Source organism: Ligilactobacillus sp. WC1T17 (assembly GCA_900110005.1).
GTDB lineage: Bacteria > Bacillota > Bacilli > Lactobacillales > Lactobacillaceae > Ligilactobacillus > Ligilactobacillus ruminis_A.
This window is the reverse complement of the sequence record FOCC01000003.1, coordinates 82682-102477: the sequence shown is the minus strand read 5'-3', so window position 1 is coordinate 102477 and position 19796 is coordinate 82682. Positions and strand designations below refer to the sequence as shown.

Below are 19796 nucleotides of genomic sequence, written 5' to 3'. Positions count from 1 at the left end.
GTTTAAACAATGGAAGAAGAAACCAAAAGAAATAAATTTAAACAAATATTTCAAAAGAAAAGGCTTGGACTTTTAGGGATTATTATTACAATCTTGCTTTCCGTTTTAGTAGGCGGTGGTTCAGTCTATTTTGTTATGAATAAACAAGTGACGGCCTTGCAAAAAGAAAATCAATCTTTAGGTAAGATAAGTTCGGTTTTTAATACAATTTATTATAACTACTATAAAAATGTCTCCCAAAAGAAATTGACGAACGGTGCTATTAGCGGAATGATTAACGCTTTAGGTGATCCTTTCTCAGAGTATATGTCGGCCACTGAAAGTTCTGATTTAAATGATACTATTTCTGGCAACTTTGGCGGAATTGGTGCGCAAGTTGAAAAAAGTGATCATGCGGTTAAAATTATTGCACCTATCGCTGAAACTCCAGCTGCCAAAGCTGGATTAAAAGCTAATGATTTAATCATCAAAATTAACAATAAAAGTACTAGCTCCATGACTTTAACTAAAGCCGTTCAATCGATGCGCGGAAAAGTTGGAACTAAAGTGACTGTAACAATTAAGCGTAATGGACAAACGTTTACCAAAACGCTGACAAGGGCTAAGATTCCTGTGAAGACCGTAACAGGACAATTAAGCTCGCAAAATAAGTCAGTCGGCGTTATTACAGTGACAAGTTTTGCCACTAACACATCTAAGGAAATGAAACAAACGATTAAATCCTTACGCAAACAAGGTGCTAAATCTTTTGTTATCGATATGAGGAATAATCCTGGCGGTTTGATGGATCAAGCTTTGAAGATGTCATCGATGTTTGTTAAAAACGGCAAGATTATCTTACAAGTTCAAACTAGAGGTGGAAAACCAACAGTTTACCGTGCTGGCAAACAATATGACAAAGGCTTTAAAGTACATGAGAAGACCGTGGTTTTAATCAATAGCGGATCTGCCAGTGCGGCAGAAATTTTCTCAGCTGCCTTGCATCAATCAGCCGGAATCAAGTTGATTGGGACTAAATCATATGGTAAGGGGACTGTTCAAAGTACATTACCTTATAAAGATAAGACTGAACTTAAATTAACAATTGCTAAGTGGTTAACGCCAGATGGTACGTGGATTCATCACAAAGGCTTAACACCGGATATTACGGCTGATTATCCTAAGATTGCTTATACTATCATCCCAAGTACGACGAAGACATTGAAATTAAATGATAATTCCAGTTCTGTCAAGTCTTTACAAAAGATGCTCAATTATTTGGGCTTCAACGCCGGCAGTGCCAACGGATATTTCTCAACCCAAACTCAAAAAGCCGTTTTGAGCTATCAGAAGCAACATGGTTTAACACAAAACGGAAGTGCCGATGCTAAGATTTTAAGTCAAATTGAAAGTGAAATTTCCCAAAAAGTCAGTCAACAAGATAATGCGATGACACAAGCTTTGAAAGCTGTTAAATAAAATTTAGGACACAAGCCAAGTTCAATTTGGCCTGTGCCCTTTTTTTTATGTTCTAAAATTGTTATCATAGTAAGGTATAAAAATTTTTAATTTAAGCATAGATAAATTTTTAAGGAGGCAGTTAAAATGACCGTTATTCAATGGTATCCTGGGCATATGGCCAAAGCTTTGCGCCAAGTAAAAGAAAATCTCAACGCCGTTGATATTGTGCTCGAGTTAGTTGATGCACGTTTGCCAGAATCATCACGCAACCCTAAACTCGAAGAATTACTTAAAGACAAAAAATCAATCATTGTTTTGACTAAAATGGATTTAGCCGATCCTGCACAAACAAGGGCTTGGGTAAATTATTATGAAGCATGTGGGCAGCCTGCGATTGCTGTCAACAGCAACCAAGGTACCTTAAAAGCAATTGAAAAAAAGATTACAGAAGTACTTAAAGATAAAATTGCTGCTAAAGAAGCTCGCGGCATCAAAAATTCCCGCGTAAAAGTTATGTGCATTGGCATCCCAAATGTCGGTAAATCAACGTTGCTTAATCATCTAGTGAAGAAAAATGTGGCCATTGTTGGCAATAAGCCTGGAGTGACTAAGTCGCAACAATGGCTTAAAGCTGGTAATAGTCTCTTATTATTAGATACACCAGGTATTTTATGGCCTAAATTTGAAGATCCAATTGTCGGTAAAAAGCTGGCTTTAACAGGGGCGGTTAAAGATACTTTGTACGCTAAAGATGATGTGGCTTTATATGAATTAGAATTTTTCATTGACCATAATCCGCAAGCATTACTAGAACGCTATAAATTAACTCAGGATGATTTGGATGAACCAACAGCTGAATTACTGTTAATTTTGACTAAAAAATTTGGTTTTAAAGATGATTACGATCGTGCTAGCGAACGATTAATTATTGAATGCCGTAAAGGAAAATTAGGTCGTTTTACCTTGGACATGGTACCCAAAAATCCAGCTTTAGGTGAATAAAATGGATAAGATGACAATTAAAGCGGTCAAACAGCTTTTAGCTGATCAGCCCTCACAGGATTTGCTTGAAGAACTCAAACATGACTCACGCAAGGGTGTGCAGGCTTTGCTGACTTCATATCATAAGTCCCAAGCTAAAAAAGTTCAGCAAGAACAAGCATTTTTCAAGCGCTTAACGCTTGAAAAAGATTTATGGCAAAAAGGTATTACTTATGTGGGCGGAATTGATGAAGTTGGACGTGGGCCATTGGCCGGTCCAGTGGTTTCTTGCTGCATTATTTTGCCACATGATTTTGACTTAATTGAAGTCAATGATTCAAAGCAGCTAACTGCTAAAAAGCGTGAAGAATTATACGGACAGATTTTAATGCGGGCTGTAGCAGTAGGTATTGGAGTCGTTGACAATCGTGTTATCGATGAGATTAATATTTATGAAGCGGCGCGATTAGCAATGAAAAAAGCACTCTTAGCCTTGGATGTTAAACCGCAGCATCTTTTAATTGACGCTATGCAAATTGAGACTGATATTAAGCAGACTAAACTGATTAAAGGGGATGCTAAATCGGCCTCGATTGCTGCAGCCAGCATTGTTGCCAAGGTTTATCGTGATCATCTGATGTCTTTTTATGATCGTATCTACCCTGGATATCATTTCAGTAATAATGACGGCTACGGCACTAAAGAGCATTTAGCCGGTTTAGCTAAACTGGGTGTTTGTCCCATTCACCGCTTAACATTTGAGCCGATTAAATCAACATATTTTAAATAATTTCTGTTTTTTCAGCGTCTTTATTAGTTGAGAAAGCAGGCGATTTGAATGGATGAACGTGAATTTTTAATTAAATTGAGTATCTTGGGACAGCCTTACCGCTTACAGTTAATGGCAGCTTATTTTATTGCCAAATATAAGCGGATACCATATGCCAGTGAAGCAGCGATTATTTGGCAAAAAAGTTTAACTTATGCTGCCACAGTCTATGAACAACTAACAAATGAACAAACAAATAGTCTTTACCGCAAAAACAGCTCACAGACACATTGTTTAACAATTCTGGATGAAGCTTATCCTCCCCAGTTGGCTGAAATCTATCATCCCCCAGTTGTGTTATATTATCAAGGCAGCTTAGCTTTACTTAAAGCGCCTATTTTAGCAATTGTTGGTGCACGCCAAAACAGCAATTATGCTTTGACGTGCTTGCAGCACTTACTTCCTGATATTTTAGCTAAAGCACCACATTTAGTGACGGTCAGTGGCCTTGCAAATGGCGTTGATATGCTGGCACACAGTTTGACTTTATTACAAAAGCGTCCCACCATTGCTGTTTTAGGAACAGGACTTAATCTGTGCTATCCCAAGCAAAATCATGCTCTCCAAAAAGATATTGCCCAATTGGGGTTAGTTTTAAGCGAATATCCCCTGGATAGTCCGCCATTAAAATTTCATTTTCCCAAACGGAATCGTATTATTGCTGGACTATGCCAAACGGTTTTAGTTGTAGAAGCTAAAAAGCGTAGTGGCAGTTTAATTACCGCTAACCTGGCTTTACAAGAAAACCGCAATGTCTTAGCCATCCCAGGTCGGATTGATATGCCATTGTCTCAGGGAACCAATGAACTCATTTTGGCTGGGGCCAAGCCGGTTTTAAAAGCTGAAGATGTCTTAGAAGAAATAGCAAATGCTTGACAAAAAGCCTTTAACTATCATAACATGATATCGAATTTGCTTTTTAAATAGGAAGAAAATTTTAAATTGATACTGTATAAAAGGATGTGTGGTTATGCCTACCAAACAGGTAACAACTAGTTCCAAAAAAAAGACAACAAGACGAAAAGTTAAAAAGAATCTTGTTATTGTTGAATCACCATCAAAAGCTAAAACCATTGAAAAATACTTAGGTTCCAAATATAAAGTTATGGCTAGTTTAGGCCATATTCGCGATTTACCTAAAAGTAAAATGGGAATTGATGTTGAAAATAATTATGAACCTCACTATATCTCAATTAGAGGTAAGGGCGATGTTATCAAAGAGTTACGTAAAGAAGCTAAAAAAGCCGAACATGTATATTTAGCAGCCGATCCGGACCGTGAAGGAGAAGCCATTGCTTGGCACTTGTCTTATTTGCTTGGCTTAGATCCTAAAGATAAGAATCGCGTGGTTTTTAATGAAATTACCAAAGATGCGGTTAAAAATGCCTTTAAATCCCCTCGGGCTATCAATATGGATTTAGTGGATGCACAACAGGCTAGGCGTGCTTTAGACCGGCTTGTCGGTTATTCAATTTCCCCGCTTTTGTGGGCTAAGATTAAAAAAGGCTTATCAGCAGGGCGGGTACAATCAATTGCTTTAAACTTAATTATTCAGCGTGAAAAAGAAATTAAGAATTTTAAGCCTGAAGAATATTGGACAATTGACGCTGAATTTAAAAAAGAAAAACATAAATTTAAAGCCGCTTTTTACGGTTTAGATGGCAAAAAAACACCTTTACCAAATAATGATGCGGTGCAACAGGTTATGCAAAAACTGGATTTAAAGCAGCCCTTTACAGTGGCCAACGTTGAACAAAAAGAACGGCGCCGGCAACCACCGTTACCGTTTACCACATCCACTATGCAACAGGCTGCCAATAATAATTTGAAGTTCCGTACCCAAAAAACGATGATGGTGGCTCAGCAGCTTTATGAAGGTATTAATATAGGTCGTGGCGGTTCAGTGGGGTTGATTACCTACATGCGTACGGATTCAACCCGTATTTCAGAAGTTGCTAAACATGAAGCTTCTGCTTTCATCCACGAAGAATATGGTGACCAATACGCCGCACTTAAGCCTAGGCAAGGCAAGCTGGCTGAAGGCGCCCAAGACGCACACGAAGGCATTCGTCCATCTTCTGTTTTGCGGACGCCAAAATCTTTGGAAAAATATTTAGATAAAGATCAAATGAAGTTATATTCCTTGATTTGGGCGCGCTTTGTGGCCAGCCAAATGACACCAGCCGTTATTGACACAATGAAAGTCGATTTAGTGCAAAATGGGGTCACTTACCGCGCTAACGGATCCAAGATGAAATTTGATGGTTTCACCAAGGTTTATACAGATGCTAAAAAGACTGATAATATGCTGCCTAATTTAGTCAATGGTGATGAGGTAATACTCAGCAAAAATCAGCCTAACCAACACTTTACTTTGCCACCAGCTAGATATACTGAAGCTTCTTTGATTAAAACTTTAGAAGAAAACGGGGTAGGAAGACCTTCAACTTACGCCCCAACTTTAAATACCATCCAAAAACGTTACTACGTTAAGCTGGTTGCTCGTAAATTTGAACCGACGGAATTAGGCGAGATTGTAGACAATATGATTAGTACTTGTTTCCCAGATATTTTAAATGTCAAATTTACGGCTGACCTAGAGTCACAATTGGATGAAATCGAAGAAGGCAAACAAAATTGGGTGCAAGTTATCGATCAATTCTACAAGCCTTTTGCTGTTGAAGTCAAAGATGCCGAAAAAAAGATGGCTAAAGTGAAGATTAAAGACGAGCCGGCTGGGTTTGACTGCGAAATTTGTGGAGCACCAATGGTGATTAAAATGGGCCGTTTTGGTAAATTTTATGCTTGCAGCCGCTTCCCAGACTGTCGCAATACGCAAGCTATTGTTAAGCAAATTGGCGTCAAATGTCCTAAGTGTGGGCGTGGCCAAATTGTGGAACGTAAATCCAAGCGCAATCGGACTTTTTACGGCTGCAATCGCTATCCTGAATGTGACTTTGTTTCCTGGGATAAGCCGATTGGACGTGCTTGCCCTAAATGCCAGCACTTTTTGATTGAAAAGAAAACGAAAAAAGGCATTCAGGTTAAATGCCCAAACGGTGATTATGAAGAAGCTATGCAAAAATAACGGAGGATTTGAATGGAAAGAAGTGTTAATGTAATTGGAGCCGGTTTAGCTGGCAGTGAAGCAGCTTGGCAACTAGCTAAGCGCGGAATTAAGGTTAATTTATATGAAATGCGTCCTGTCAAAAAGACACCTGCACATCATACCGGTAATTTTGCAGAATTGGTGTGTACTAACTCTTTAAGAGCTAACCAATTAACTAATGGGGCTGGCCTCTTAAAAGAAGAAATGCGCCAATTGGATTCATTAATCATGAGCGCTGCTGATAATCACAGTGTGCCGGCAGGTGGAGCCTTAGCAGTTGACCGTGATACTTTTTCAGGTGCTGTAACACAGACTTTAAAGCAACACGAAAATATTAATGTCATTAGTGAAGAATTAACTGAACTTCCTGAAGGCTTAACGATTGTAGCTACCGGTCCTTTGACATCAGATCCCTTGGCTAAAACCATTAAATCCTTTGCGGGCGATGAGGGCCTTTACTTTTACGATGCTGCTGCACCAATTATTGAAAAGTCGTCACTTGATATGGATAAAATTTATCTCAAGTCACGCTATGATCGCGGGGATGCAGCTTATCTCAACTGTCCAATGACTCAAGCAGAATTTGAAAACTTCTATCATGAATTAATCAACTCACAAACAGCTGAAATGCATGATTTTGAAGATGAAAAATTCTTTGAAGGGTGCATGCCAATTGAGCAAATGGCTTCACGTGGCGAAAAAACAATGCTTTTTGGGCCCTTAAAGCCAGTTGGCTTAGAAGATCCGCGGACAGGCAAAGAACCGTATGCGGTTGTACAATTGCGTCAAGATAATGCTGTTGGCGATTTGTATAACATCGTAGGCTTCCAAACTCATTTAAAATGGGGCGAACAAAAGCGCGTCTTTTCGATGATTCCTGGTTTAGAAAATGCCCAATTTGTCAGGTATGGCGTCATGCACCGCAATACCTACTTGCGGTCGCCTGAATTTTTAGAAGCAACCTACCAAAGTAAAAAACGCAATGATTTGTTATTTGCTGGTCAAATGACTGGGGTCGAAGGATATGTAGAAAGTGCTGCAAGTGGGCTTTATGCTGGTATTAATGCAGCCCGCTTGGTTGATGGCAAGGAACCACTGGTCTTCCCGATTGAAACGATGATGGGCGCCATGGCACACTACATTACCCACGCCAGTGCCAAACATTTCCAACCTATCAATGCCAATTTTGGGATTGTTCCGCGCCTTTCCAAGAAAATCCGTGACAAGCGTGAGCGTAACTTAGCTTTGTCTAAACGAGCTTTAGATATCTTAAATACATTTAAAGAAGAAAATGAATTGAATTAAACAGATAAGACAGGTTCTTTTTAGAGCCTGTTTTATTTTTCTTTAAAAAAAGGGCGCTTTCTTGACTAACGTGCATAGATGTTAGACAATAAAAAAGAAAGGCGGTGTTTAGGTGGAACAGCAATGGCTGGTTGAATTTAAACAATATCTCGCAATTGAACGCCAATATTCCGAGGCAACAGTTACTGCATATACGAAAGATTTATATGAATTTTGTGATTTTCTCAAAAATAATGGCGGTGCGGTCTCGTTTAAAAAAATTCAAAATAATGATGTTCATGCTTATTTAGGATGGCTATATGACCGTGGTTTGAAAATGACAACGGTTTCGCGAAAAATATCCAGTTTAAAGACCTTTTTTCACTTTTTAATTAAAAATGAAAAAGTTTCCTATAACCCGTTTTCCTATGTTTCAATCAAGCGTCATCCAAGACGTTTGCCGCATTTTTTCTATGAAAAAGAAATGAATGCCTTATTTGCTGCTGTTCAGGGCGATGAACCGCTGGTTACACGGGATAATGCCCTGTTAGAAGCACTCTATTCAACTGGAATGCGTGTTAGTGAATGTGTAGGCTTAAAAATGGCAAATATTGATTTTGAAATGCATACCATGCTTGTTCATGGTAAAGGGAAAAAAGACCGCTATGTACCTTTTGGCAAATACTTAGAACAGGCTTTGCAGCGTTATTTTACGTTGATGCGTACGCCGGTAATGGCAAAATACCATAAAAATCATGATTATGTATTTGTTAACCATTATGGTGATCAATTGACATCGGCAGGAGTAAGCTATCTTTTGGATGAAATTGTCAAAAAAAGCAGCTTGACGACAACCATCCATCCCCATGAATTAAGGCATACTTTTGCTACGCATTTGCTGGCTAATGGTGCTGATTTAAGATCCGTTCAAGAGCTTTTAGGTCACAGTAGTATTTCAACTACACAAATTTATACACATGTCACGCCTGAACATTTACAACGTGATTACCGCAAATTTTTCCCGCGGGCTTAATTTAAGGAGGAAGTTAATATGACAACAATTTGTGCTGTAAGGCATAATGGAAAAACTGCGATGGCCGGTGATGGTCAAGTCACTATGGGTGAAAAGGTTATTATGAAAGGAACTGCGCATAAAGTTCGCCGAATTTATGATGACCAAGTTGTGGTTGGTTTCGCCGGCAGTGTAGCAGATGCTTTTAATTTGGAAGATCGTTTTGAAAAGAAATTAAATCAATATAGCGGAAACTTGCAAAGAGCATCGGTTGAATTAGCGCAAGAATGGCGTAGTGACCAAGCTTTACAAAAACTGGAAGCTTTATTAATCGTGATGGATAAGGATAACCTGCTGATGGTTTCAGGATCAGGCGAAGTCATTGAACCTGACGATGATGTTTTAGCCATTGGTTCTGGCGGTAATTTTGCTTTAGCAGCCGCTAAAGCGATGACTTTGTATGCCCAAGATTTATCGGCTAAAGAAATTGCGCAAAATGCGGTTAAGATTGCCAGCGGGATTGATATCTTCACGAATGAAAATATTATTTGCGAAGCTCTATAGGAGGAATTTTAATGGAGAAAACACCACGTGAAATTGTTAAAGAACTTGATAAATATGTTATCGGTCAAGATAAGGCCAAAAAAGCTATTGCTATTGCTTTGCGCAACCGTTATCGCCGGATGCAATTGACTGGCGAGATGCAAGACGAAATTACGCCGAAAAATATGCTGATGATTGGACCAACTGGTGTCGGTAAAACTGAAATTGCCCGCCGTTTGGCCAAAATTGTTGATGCTCCTTTTATCAAGGTTGAAGCAACCAAATTTACAGAAATCGGCTATGTTGGGCGCGACGTTGAATCAATGGTCCGTGATTTGGTAGAAGTAGCATACCGCATGGAAGAAAACGAAATGTTCAAAAAGCTGCGTCCTAAAGCGGTGAGTTTAGCTGATAAGCGTTTAGTTAAATTATTAGTTCCCGCGCAAAGAAAAGCTCAAAAAGAAAATCAGCAGCAAGCTTTTGCCAAAATGATGGCTGACCTGCAAAAAGGGGATTATTCCAGCTTATTTAACCAGCAGGCTGAAGAAAAGGAAGAAGTTACTGAAGAAGTAGCTAATCAGCGCATGACCGTAGCAGAAAAACTCCGCCAAGGTTTATTAGAAAATCAAGCGGTTACCATCCAAATGGATGAACCAACCGTCAATAATGGCACCAATAATATGTTGGAACAAATGGGCGTTGATTTATCCGACGCATTGGCCAGCTTGACACCTAAGAAAAAAATTACACGGACCATGACTGTCAAAGAAGCACGTGAAGTTTTAGTACGTGAAGAAGCGGAAAAAATGGTTAATACGTGGGATTTAGCTGATGCAGCGATTAAAAGGGCCGAAAATACGGGGATTATTTTTATTGATGAAATCGATAAAATAACGTCTAAATCTAAACAAAATGCTGGTGAAGTTTCCCGTGAAGGTGTACAACGCGATATTTTGCCAATTGTTGAAGGTTCACAAGTTAAAACCAAGTATGGTTTGATTAAAACCGACCATATTTTATTTATCGCATCTGGTGCTTTTGCGGAATCTAAACCTAGCGATTTAATTGCTGAACTGCAAGGGCGTTTTCCAATTAGAGTCGAGCTGGATGATCTTAAAAAAGAAGATTTTGTCCGTATTTTGACCGAACCTAAAAATGCCTTAGTAAAACAGTATATTGCTTTAATTGGTACGGATAACGTGGAAGTTATTTTCACTAAAGAAGCTATTGAAAAAATTGCTGAGATTGCATATAACGTCAACCATGATACCGAGAATATCGGGGCACGCCGGTTGCATACAATTTTAGAAAAGTTGCTCGAAGATTTGCTTTTTGAGGGTCCTGATATGCATATGGGCCAAATTACAATCACAGAAGCTTATGTTGAAGACAAGGTAGGCTCCATCGTTAAGAATAAAGATTTAAGTCAATATATTTTATAAATAAAAAGGTTTAGCTTAAAAGCTAAACCTTTTTATTATTTTTTTTGTTTATGCCAATAAACTAAGCCAAAGGGGACTAAATTTTCAGTACCGTTTTTAATGCGTTCAATATTGCCCCAATGCCTAATGAAAACAACAATAGTTAAAACTAAGGCTACGACTGTCAAAATAGGATCATGATAAAATAGTGAAGCCACCGTAATCAAGGTAAAGCCAACCATGCTAGAAACACTTACCATACTTGACAAAAAGAGGGTAATTAAGAAGATAACCCAAGCAATTGCGAAAAATTCCGGATTATAAACCAAAAGTACCCCAACACTGGTAGCGACAGCCTTACCACCTTTGAAACCGGCAAAAATAGGGAAAACATGCCCGATAATGGCAGATAAGCCAATTAATAAGGCATTAACATGCATTCCAAAAAACATTGGCAATAAAGCAGTTAAAGAGCCTTTGAACATATCCATAAATAAAACAATCGTTCCGGCCTTTTTGCCTAAAACACGAAAAGTATTGGTCGTCCCCATGTTCCCACTGCCATAATTTCTAACATCTTTGCCATACATCAATTTACCAACCCAAACACCGGAAGGAATGGAGCCTAGGAAATAGCCAATAATAAGCATGACAATAATTTTTAAAGTATAAGAATCCAATTCATTTCCTCCTCTAACATAAAGTCTATTGTACCCCACAAGTGAATTCAGGTCAAAAGGTGAACTTGAACATACATTCGATATATGATATGCTAGAAAGCGCTGTTAAGAATTATCCAACCATATTTCCCTTGTTTTGATGACTTTTAGCGCTACGGGGGTAAATAAACGGCTTGATATGCCAAGGTAATTTAATGTAGAATAAAATAGTTATTATTTAGGAAAGGGTCGAGTTTATGAGTACTGAAAAATACAATGATGATTCCATCCAAGTTCTAAAAGGCTTGGAAGCGGTCAGAAAACGCCCGGGGATGTATATCGGTTCGACTGACTCTAAAGGACTTCATCATTTAGTTTATGAAATCGTCGATAACGCAGTGGACGAAGCCCTATCTGGATACGGTAAAGAAATTGATGTTACAATCCACAAAGACGATTCAATCACAGTGGTCGATTATGGTCGTGGGATGCCGGTTGGGATGCACGCGATGGGGATTCCAACCGTTGAAGTTATTTTTACTATTTTGCATGCCGGCGGTAAATTTGGCCAAGGCGGCTATAAAACCTCAGGTGGGCTGCATGGTGTGGGGGCTTCCGTCGTTAATGCTTTATCAGAAAGGTTAACCGTTAATACTGTGCGCGACGGCATTGAGTATGAAGAAGATTTCGAAAACGGCGGACATCCTATCGGCACTTTGCGCAAAATTGGCAAGACTAACCGTCCAAGCGGCACTAAAGTAACCTTTAAGCCTGATGGCAAAATCTTTTCCACTACCCATTACGACTATGATACTCTAGCAGAACGCTTGCGAGAATCAGCCTTTTTGCTCAAGAATGTCAAGATTGTATTAACTGATGAAAGAACAGCTACCCAAGATATTTTTTACTATGAAGACGGAATTAAAGCTTTTGTTTCATATCTCAATGAAGAAAAAGATACTTTGGGTTCCGTAATGTATTTTGAAGGCAAAAAAGACGGCATTGAAGTTGAAGTAGCTGCCCAATACAACGACGGCTACTCTGAAACCTTGCTGTCTTTTGTTAATAATGTCCGCACTAAAGACGGTGGTAGCCATGAAGCTGGGATGAAGTCAGCTTGGACGAAGGCTTTTAATGAATATGCCAAGAAAATTGGGTTAATTAAGCCTAAAGGCAAAAATCTCGAAGGCAGCGATGTCAGAGAAGGCTTAGCCGGTGTTATCTCAGTCCGTATTCCAGAGGAATTGCTGCAATTTGAAGGACAAACCAAAGAAAAACTGGGAACACCAGAAGCCCGGACTGTTGTGGATAGTATTGTTAGCGAACAATTAGGTTATTATTTAATGGAAAATGGCGAATTTGCTCAAGATTTAGTCCGTAAATCACTCAAAGCAAGAGAAGCACGAGAAGCAGCTCGTAAAGCCCGCGATGAAAGTCGTAACGGTAAAAAACGCCATAAAAAAGAAGGCTTGTTATCTGGTAAATTAACGCCAGCACAGTCCAAAAATGCTAAGCGAAATGAACTCTTTTTAGTCGAAGGTGATTCAGCCGGCGGGTCCGCTAAACAAGGCCGTGACCGCAAATTCCAAGCCATTCTGCCTTTAAGAGGTAAGGTTTTAAATACGGAAAAGGCCAAGTTACAAGATATCATTAAAAATGAAGAAATTAATACCATGATTTATACCATTGGGGCTGGAGTCGGCGCTGAATTTAACCTTAAGGATGCTAATTATGACAAAGTTATCATCATGACGGATGCTGATACCGACGGCGCTCATATTCAAACACTGCTGTTGACTTTCTTTTACAAATACATGCGTCCCATGATTGATGCTGGCCGCATTTATATTGCTTTGCCGCCTTTATATAAATTGCAAAAAAGCGTCAAAAAGAAGACAACCGTTAAATATGCTTGGACAGATGCTGAATTAAAGGCTGCTGAAAAAGAAATCGGCAAAGGCTTTACCTTGCAAAGATTTAAAGGTTTGGGAGAAATGAATGCTGATCAATTATGGGAAACAACTATGAATCCTGAAACAAGAACCTTGGTCCGGGTCAAAATTGACGACGAAGCTTTGGCTGAAAAGCGGGTTTCAACATTAATGGGTGACCGGGTTGAGCCTCGGCGCCGCTGGATTGAAAAAAATGTTCAGTTTACCCTTGAAGAAGATGGCAGTCTGCTTGATACAGCTGCAGCTTCTTTTGCCCATGGTGATTCATCGAGTGCCCATGACCAAAAAGCAGCCCAGCAAAGTCTCTCATTATTTGACGATGACATCGATGATATTGATAAATAGAAAGGAATGAGTAACATTTGGCAGAAGTAACACATTCAAATATCCAAGAGCTGTCCTTAGAAGCTGTTATGGGTGAACGTTTTGGCCGTTACTCCAAGTATATTATTCAAGAACGTGCTTTGCCTGATATTAGAGATGGCTTAAAACCGGTACAGCGCCGGATTTTATTTGCCATGAACCAAGACGGCAATACTTTCGACAAGCCTTTTCGTAAATCAGCTAAATCCGTTGGGAATGTAATGGGTAATTTTCACCCCCATGGCGATAGTTCAATTTATGAAGCAATGGTTCGTCTAAGTCAAGATTGGAAATTGCGTGAACCACTCATTGAGATGCACGGTAACAACGGTTCCATGGATGGTGATCCACCGGCAGCCATGCGTTATACTGAAGCACGTTTATCGGAAATTGCTGCTGAAATGCTGACAGATATTGATAAAAAAACAGTTGATATGGTACCCAATTTCGATGACACGGAATTTGAACCGACTGTTTTACCAGCGCGTTTCCCTAATCTCTTAGTTAATGGCGCGACGGGAATTTCAGCCGGATATGCTACTGAAATTCCTACGCATAATTTGGCTGAAACCATTCAAGCAACCATCTTTTTGATGAATCATCCTGAAGCCTCGTTGGATGAGCTGATGCAATTTGTAAAGGGCCCTGATTTTCCGACCGGCGGGATTATGCTTGGCATAGAAGGTATCAAAAAAGCCTATGAAACAGGGCGTGGCCGGGCTATGTTAAGAGCTAAGACAAAAATCGAAGCTTTGCGAGGCTCCAAAGAACAAATTGTCGTTACGGAAATTCCTTATGAAGTTAATAAAGCCGTTTTAGTTAAAAAAATTGACGAAATTCGGCTTCAAAAAAAGGTTGAGGGTATTGCTGAAATTCGCGATGAAAGCGACCGTGAAGGCTTACGGATTGTGATTGAACTCAAAAAAGACGTCAATGCTCAAGGAATTTTAAATTATCTCTTTAAAAATACTGATTTACAAATTTCGTATAACTTCAATATGGTAGCGATTGACCATATGCGGCCTAAGCACGTTGGCTTAAAGCAGATTTTGACTGCTTATTTAGAACACCAGCGGGTCGTGGTCACCAAGCGGACTGAATTTGATTTAAACAAGGCTAAAGAACGCAAGCATATTGTGGATGGTTTGATTAAGGCTTTGTCCATCTTAGATCAAGTTATTAAAGCTATCAGAGCTTCTAAAAATAAAAAAGATGCCAAAAGCAATTTAATGAACGAGTTTTCTTTTACCGAAAAGCAGGCTGAAGCGATTGTTTCATTACAGCTGTATCGCTTGACTAACACGGATGTCTCAGCTTTAGAAGCGGAAGCTAAAGATTTAGCCCAAAAAATTGCACAATACACCGCTATTTTACAAGATGCACATCAATTGGATGCTGTGATTAAAAAAGAATTGCAGGCAATCGCTAAGAAGTATAGTTCTCCACGCCAGACCGAGATTAGAGCTGAAATGGAAGAACTTAAGATTGATACGAAGGTTTTGTTTGCTCAAGAAGAAGTCATGTTGCAAGTTTCGCATGATGGTTACGTTAAACGGTCTTCTTTACGGTCATTTAATGCTTCTGACGCTCAAGATAATGGCCTTAAAGAAGACGATCAAACCATCTTGCAACAGGTAGCTAATACATTGGACTATCTTTATATCTTCACTAATAAAGGTAATATCATTTACCGTCCAGTACATGATATTGTGGATGCCCGCTGGAAAGATACCGGTGAGCACCTCAGTCAATCAGTCGGCCTGGATGATGATGAATATGTCATTCAAGCACTGGTTTTCAAGGATTTGAAACAGACAGGCAATTTCGTCTTTGCTACTAAGGAAGGATATATCAAACAAACGCCTTTAGCTGATTTAAAACCGGGACGAACGTATAAATCTAGAGCTGCAACCTTCATTAAACTAAAACAAGCTACCGATGAGGTTATTGCGGTTTACTTTGTAGAGCAAAGTGCCAATTTACAAGTCTTTTGTGCTACTCATGGCGGTTATGGCTTAAGATTTGACTTAGCTGAAGTACCTACTACTGGCGCTAGGGCTGCTGGTGTTAAGAGTATGGATTTGCGTGATGATTATCTGGTTACAGTAGCACTTATTGCTAAAGAAGCTACCATTGCAATGCTTACCCAGCGGGGATCATTCAAACTGATGGAAGCTGAGATGGTTCCACAAAGTGCACGAGCTAGACGCGGGGTACAAATTCTACGTGAATTAAAACGTAATCCACACCGCTTAATTTTTGCACAACCGGTTGATCCGCAATCCTTACTTAAAGTAAGCTTGGAAAAAGCAGAGCCCGTCATCATTGACTGCCAAACCCACCATAATAGCGATCGTTATTCAAATGGTTCTTTTGTGGTCGATATTGAAACACAGGGTACTATCACAAATGTAGAAGTAATGCCTTTAGCTGATACAGAAACACAAAATTAAGCAATAAAAAAGACTGGAAAAAATTCCAGTCTTTTTTTAGGCCTTAAGCGCTAGCACCTCAGCTTCAATTGGGGTGACGTAAAGCGTTTTTTGCCCTTCATAAATCACAAACCCAGGTTTAGCTCCATTTGGTTTGCGGATATGTTTGACTTGCACATAATCAACAGCTACATTAGCAGATGTGCGTGCTTTAGAATAATAGGCCGCAATTTGAGCTGCCTCTGTTAAAGTATTTTGGCTTGGATGATTATTATGGATAATAACATGAGAGCCAGGAATATTTTTGACATGCAGCCAATATTCATCTTTGCGCGCTGTTTTAAGCGTTAATTTATCATTTTGGAAATTATTTTTACCAACTGAAATCTTGGTACCGTCCGAAGCGATAAATGTGTCTGGCTTGCTAGTAGAGGCAGGGCGCTTTTTAGCTGCCTTTTTAACCGTCAAATAGCCGCCTTTTTCTAATTCGGCTTTGATATCAGGTAAATCACTAGGATTTGCCAATTCAATTTGTGCTTGGATGGTTTCCAAATAAGTAATTTCATCCTGAGTTAATTTAAGCTGCTGGTTGATAAAGCCAATCGCATTTTTTAATTTTTGATATTTCTTGAAATATTTTTGGGCATTACCGGAAGGAGAAAGCTGATTTGAAAGGGTTATTTTAACCGGCTTTTCTTGATCATAATAATTATTCAAGGTAATCGATGCCATGCCTTTTTTTACTTGGTATAAATAAGTGGTTAACAGCTCTCCTTTAACCCGATAGCTATCTGCATTTTCCGTAGCTTTTAACTCTTGCTGTAATTTTTTAAGTTTTTTGCGATTACGCGCTAAATCATTTTTAACCACGTGAATCATCCTTGCGCCTTGAGACATGACCCGGTCTTTAGTAGCTTTGTTCCGATAAAAATGATCTAGCATTTCGCTTAAACTGGCAAAAGTCTTACCTTCCACGTTAAAGCAGGTAAAATCATCCCCACGCTCAGTCTTAAAAATCGTTGGTGTCGGATTAAGTGTTTGCTCTAAGAATATCTTTAAAGCTGCTTGACCTTTTTGATGCAGCATATCAGCTAAAATTAAGGCGCTGTTTTTAGAAAAGCCTTGATATTTTTGAACAATTTGTCCAGCTAAGACTTCACGATTAGGAAATTGCTGCAGTAAATTCCAATCAAAATCATTTTCAAACAGATTAATTTTATTTTGCATAGGTGGTCTGCGATAGGCAGCATTTGGCAAAAGTGTGCGATAGCGATTTTGATCCATACCTACATGTTTAATGGTATCAATGATTTGACCTGTTTCTTGATTTAGTAAAATCAGGTTGCTATACCGTCCCATAATTTCTAAACTTAACACTAGCGGCAATTTATCGCCCAATTCATTCCGCGTAACAAAACTTAAATTAAGTACCCGATCATTAGCTAATTGTTCTAACGTAACTAATTTGGCGCTTTCTAAATATTTCCGCAAGACCATAGTAAAATTAGATGGTGTTTGTGGATTAGTATACGGTATATGCGTGATTTGTGCTCTAGCATAGTTAGGATGAGCTGATAACAATAATGGGTAATTAATCTTGTTATTTCGAATAGTGAGGATGATTTCATTTTTATAAGGTGCTGAAATTTTGGTAACTCTGCCATTAATTAAGATTGCTTGTAATTCGTGCACAAGTGCATGTGTAAATAAACCATCAAAAGCCATTATTCTTCCTCCTTAAAAAGCATTCCTATTTATTCTACTTTTTTAAGGGGAAAATAGCAAAAATTTGCGCTAAAGTGTGAAAAAACATGAAAATTTTTTTTGCAAACTTTTTCTTTTTCAAAAAATGACAATAAACTATTAAGGCCTTTTCTAGTCATATCAGTCTTTATGTGTTATGATAGTTTTTGGTAATATTAATTGAAGTAGGTGGCTTTTTATGAAAATAGCTGTTGTAACCGACAGTACTGCCTATCTGACTAAAGAACAGGTGGAAAAATATAACATCCGAGTTGTTCCCATCCCCTTTGTGATTGACGATCAAGTCTATAATGAAGGCGTTGATATCACAACCGAAGAATTTTATGATAAATTACGTACATGCCAAAAATTTCCTTCAACTACACAACCTCCCGTGGGTGAATTGATTGAGCTTTATAACTCTTTAGCTGATGAAGGATATGATACTGTAATCAGTATTCACTTAGCCGGCACGATTTCGGGTTTTATCAGAACCTTGCAGACAACAGTTAAAGATGCGGTATCAGACCGAATCAATCTTATACCTTATGATTCTAAAATTACGGTTTTGCTGATGGGTTATTTAGCCATTGAAGCCGCTAAATTAACTCAAGAAGGAAAAGACTTAGATACCATTTTAGCACGCTTAAATCAGCTTAGAACAACAATCAAAGAATTTTTTGTCGTAGATGATTTACAAAATCTCGTTCGCGGAGGACGCTTATCTAACGCTTCGGCTTTTATCGGCAGTGTTTTAAAAATTAAACCGTTGCTGACATTTGATGATGAATCGGATAAGATTGTTGCTTTTGAAAAAGTTCGTTCTTCCAAACGAGCTTTGAAACGGGTAGAAGAATTGTTTGACGAGCGCATCCAAGGCATTGATTATCCATTGCGCCTAATTGTTATTCATGCTAATGATGAAGCAGCTGCTTTAGCTTGGCGTGAAAAATTAGCTAAAAAGTATCCTGATTATCCAATCGATATCAGTTATTTTGGACCGGTTATCGGAACGCATTTAGGCGAAAAAGCCTTGGCTTTAGCTTGGATGGAAGATATTTATCGCTAAAAAGGGGCTTTAGTCCCTTTTTATTTTGTTTTACTGGCAAAGGTGGGTTTATTTTGAAGATTCAACTAGGATTAAAAGGAAGTACTGATTCAAGACAGATTGAAAATCGTTTGCAATATCATCCTGATGTCTTTGAATTTTTTACCGATGAGAATGATTTTACTAAAGAAGGACTAAGGCGCTTGCGTTTTGATTTAGAATGGATCAAAAGCGAAGATGTCAAACAGATTGTCATCCATCAGCCTATGCGCTTTCATGGGCTTTTTACGGAGCTAATTGCGCCCGAAGATAAATGCCGCGATTTGTATTATTTTATCGATAAAAGTACTAATGACATGCTGCAATTAGCATTTGATTATGACTGTCAAGTATTAGTCCACGGTTCATACTCTAGACAAACACAGCAATTTATCGATATGTGGGATGACGTTAATAGCGCCCGTGCACAAGCATACCATCGGATGGATGCGTTTAGTGCGCTGGGACAAGACCACATCATGTTTGAAAATTCGATTTCACCGATTTTTTATTATGGTGAGCCAAAAGAAAATACTTATATCTATGATAAAGGCTACCGTTTGGCTTTTGATACATCACATTGCTTTATTAAAATGCATGGATCAAATGACGCTTTACTGGCTTCCTTAAAACAGCTGCAAAATCATATTGTGCATTATCATCTTGTTGATTCAATGGGCCTAACACATGATAGTTTGCCTTTAGGTCAAGGCAAGATTGCGTGGGAACAAGTCCTGCCCTTACTAAATCCTAAAGCAAGCAGTATTTATGAAATTGTGTTAAAAGACCAATTGGATGCGGTAGAGCAACTAAAAAGTCATGAATATCTCCTGCAACTGACACAAAAGTTAAGAAAGGCTTAAATACACTCATTATTCCTGCTTTAACACCGACAAATTGCCTTTAAATGGTTATAATTAAAAAAGAACCATTTAAAAGGG

Annotated in this window: 15 protein-coding genes; 13 read left to right on the top strand and 2 right to left on the bottom strand. The window is 38.7% G+C overall.

From position 1 onward, the window contains the following. Positions 1-9 precede the first annotated feature (9 nt). The 9 genes from BMX26_RS02730 to hslU all read left to right on the top strand — a co-directional run bounded on the left by BMX26_RS02730 (position 10) and on the right by hslU (position 10640). Entirely contained in the window at positions 10-1458 is a 1449-nt protein-coding gene (locus BMX26_RS02730) for a S41 family peptidase (RefSeq protein ID WP_075529925.1), read from the top strand. A 126-nt stretch (positions 1459-1584) separates the two neighbouring features. After that, entirely contained in the window at positions 1585-2442 is an 858-nt protein-coding gene (gene ylqF, locus BMX26_RS02725) for a ribosome biogenesis GTPase YlqF (RefSeq protein WP_075529924.1), read from the top strand. Positions 2443-2452: 10 nt separating this feature from the next. Next, positions 2453-3211 (top strand): ribonuclease HII, encoded by a 759-nt coding sequence (locus BMX26_RS02720; RefSeq protein ID WP_075529999.1) that lies wholly within the window; start codon positions 2453-2455, stop codon positions 3209-3211. A 48-nt stretch (positions 3212-3259) separates the two neighbouring features. Next, a complete protein-coding gene (dprA, locus tag BMX26_RS02715) occupies positions 3260-4126 on the top strand; it encodes a DNA-processing protein DprA (protein ID WP_075529923.1) in 867 nt (288 codons plus the stop codon). 94 nt (positions 4127-4220) lie between these two features. Next, positions 4221-6338 (top strand): type I DNA topoisomerase, encoded by a 2118-nt coding sequence (gene topA / locus BMX26_RS02710; RefSeq protein WP_075529922.1) that lies wholly within the window; start codon positions 4221-4223, stop codon positions 6336-6338. 12 nt (positions 6339-6350) lie between these two features. Beyond that, on the top strand, positions 6351-7664 hold the full coding sequence (gene trmFO, locus BMX26_RS02705; protein ID WP_075529921.1) for a methylenetetrahydrofolate--tRNA-(uracil(54)-C(5))-methyltransferase (FADH(2)-oxidizing) TrmFO: 1314 nt from the start codon (positions 6351-6353) through the stop codon (positions 7662-7664). Between the two features lie 112 nt (positions 7665-7776). Then, positions 7777-8676 (top strand): tyrosine recombinase XerC, encoded by a 900-nt coding sequence (gene xerC / locus BMX26_RS02700; RefSeq protein ID WP_075529920.1) that lies wholly within the window; start codon positions 7777-7779, stop codon positions 8674-8676. Between the two features lie 18 nt (positions 8677-8694). Further along, positions 8695-9219, top strand: a complete 525-nt coding sequence (gene hslV / locus BMX26_RS02695) for an HslVU peptidase proteolytic subunit (protein WP_075529919.1) — start codon at positions 8695-8697, stop codon at positions 9217-9219. 11 nt (positions 9220-9230) lie between these two features. Continuing rightward, complete coding sequence (gene hslU, locus BMX26_RS02690; protein ID WP_075529918.1) at positions 9231-10640, top strand: ATP-dependent protease ATPase subunit HslU; 1410 nt, start codon at positions 9231-9233, stop codon at positions 10638-10640. Positions 10641-10675: 35 nt separating this feature from the next. Here hslU and plsY read toward each other — a convergent pair whose 3' ends face one another. Continuing rightward, positions 10676-11269, bottom strand: a complete 594-nt coding sequence (gene plsY / locus BMX26_RS02685) for a glycerol-3-phosphate 1-O-acyltransferase PlsY (RefSeq protein WP_173648153.1) — start codon at positions 11267-11269, stop codon at positions 10676-10678. 266 nt (positions 11270-11535) lie between these two features. Here plsY and parE point away from each other — a divergent pair, with 266 nt between their 5' ends. Both parE and parC read left to right on the top strand, forming a co-directional pair. Next, a complete protein-coding gene (parE, locus tag BMX26_RS02680) occupies positions 11536-13575 on the top strand; it encodes a DNA topoisomerase IV subunit B (protein ID WP_075529916.1) in 2040 nt (679 codons plus the stop codon). A 68-nt stretch (positions 13576-13643) separates the two neighbouring features. Further along, positions 13644-16046, top strand: coding sequence for a DNA topoisomerase IV subunit A (gene parC / locus BMX26_RS02675; protein ID WP_412771394.1), 2403 nt, complete (start codon positions 13644-13646; stop codon positions 16044-16046). A 36-nt stretch (positions 16047-16082) separates the two neighbouring features. Here parC and BMX26_RS02670 read toward each other — a convergent pair whose 3' ends face one another. Then, positions 16083-17750: an Rqc2 family fibronectin-binding protein gene (locus tag BMX26_RS02670; protein ID WP_075529914.1), complete on the bottom strand. Its 1668-nt coding sequence runs from the start codon at positions 17748-17750 to the stop codon at positions 16083-16085. A 217-nt stretch (positions 17751-17967) separates the two neighbouring features. Between BMX26_RS02670 and BMX26_RS02665 the strand changes: the two genes are divergently transcribed. Both BMX26_RS02665 and BMX26_RS02660 read left to right on the top strand, forming a co-directional pair. Beyond that, entirely contained in the window at positions 17968-18837 is an 870-nt protein-coding gene (locus BMX26_RS02665) for a DegV family protein (protein WP_075529913.1), read from the top strand. A 53-nt stretch (positions 18838-18890) separates the two neighbouring features. Next, on the top strand, positions 18891-19718 hold the full coding sequence (locus BMX26_RS02660; RefSeq protein ID WP_225355189.1) for a sugar phosphate isomerase/epimerase: 828 nt from the start codon (positions 18891-18893) through the stop codon (positions 19716-19718). Positions 19719-19796 lie beyond the last annotated feature (78 nt).

Excerpts from the sequence above, each read along its gene's own strand:
- BMX26_RS02730 (WP_075529925.1), top strand. The coding sequence starts at position 10 with ATGGAAGAAGAAACCAAAAGAAATAAATTTAAACAAATATTTCAAAAG.
- ylqF (WP_075529924.1), top strand. The coding sequence starts at position 1,585 with ATGACCGTTATTCAATGGTATCCTGGGCATATGGCCAAAGCTTTGCGC.
- BMX26_RS02720 (WP_075529999.1), top strand. The coding sequence starts at position 2,453 with ATGACAATTAAAGCGGTCAAACAGCTTTTAGCTGATCAGCCCTCACAG.
- dprA (WP_075529923.1), top strand. The coding sequence starts at position 3,260 with ATGGATGAACGTGAATTTTTAATTAAATTGAGTATCTTGGGACAGCCT.
- topA (WP_075529922.1), top strand. The coding sequence starts at position 4,221 with ATGCCTACCAAACAGGTAACAACTAGTTCCAAAAAAAAGACAACAAGA.
- trmFO (WP_075529921.1), top strand. The coding sequence starts at position 6,351 with ATGGAAAGAAGTGTTAATGTAATTGGAGCCGGTTTAGCTGGCAGTGAA.
- hslV (WP_075529919.1), top strand. The coding sequence starts at position 8,695 with ATGACAACAATTTGTGCTGTAAGGCATAATGGAAAAACTGCGATGGCC.
- hslU (WP_075529918.1), top strand. The coding sequence starts at position 9,231 with ATGGAGAAAACACCACGTGAAATTGTTAAAGAACTTGATAAATATGTT.
- plsY (WP_173648153.1), bottom strand. The coding sequence starts at position 11,269 with ATGCTTATTATTGGCTATTTCCTAGGCTCCATTCCTTCCGGTGTTTGG.
- parE (WP_075529916.1), top strand. The coding sequence starts at position 11,536 with ATGAGTACTGAAAAATACAATGATGATTCCATCCAAGTTCTAAAAGGC.
- parC (WP_412771394.1), top strand. The coding sequence starts at position 13,644 with ATGGGTGAACGTTTTGGCCGTTACTCCAAGTATATTATTCAAGAACGT.
- BMX26_RS02670 (WP_075529914.1), bottom strand. The coding sequence starts at position 17,750 with ATGGCTTTTGATGGTTTATTTACACATGCACTTGTGCACGAATTACAA.
- BMX26_RS02665 (WP_075529913.1), top strand. The coding sequence starts at position 17,968 with ATGAAAATAGCTGTTGTAACCGACAGTACTGCCTATCTGACTAAAGAA.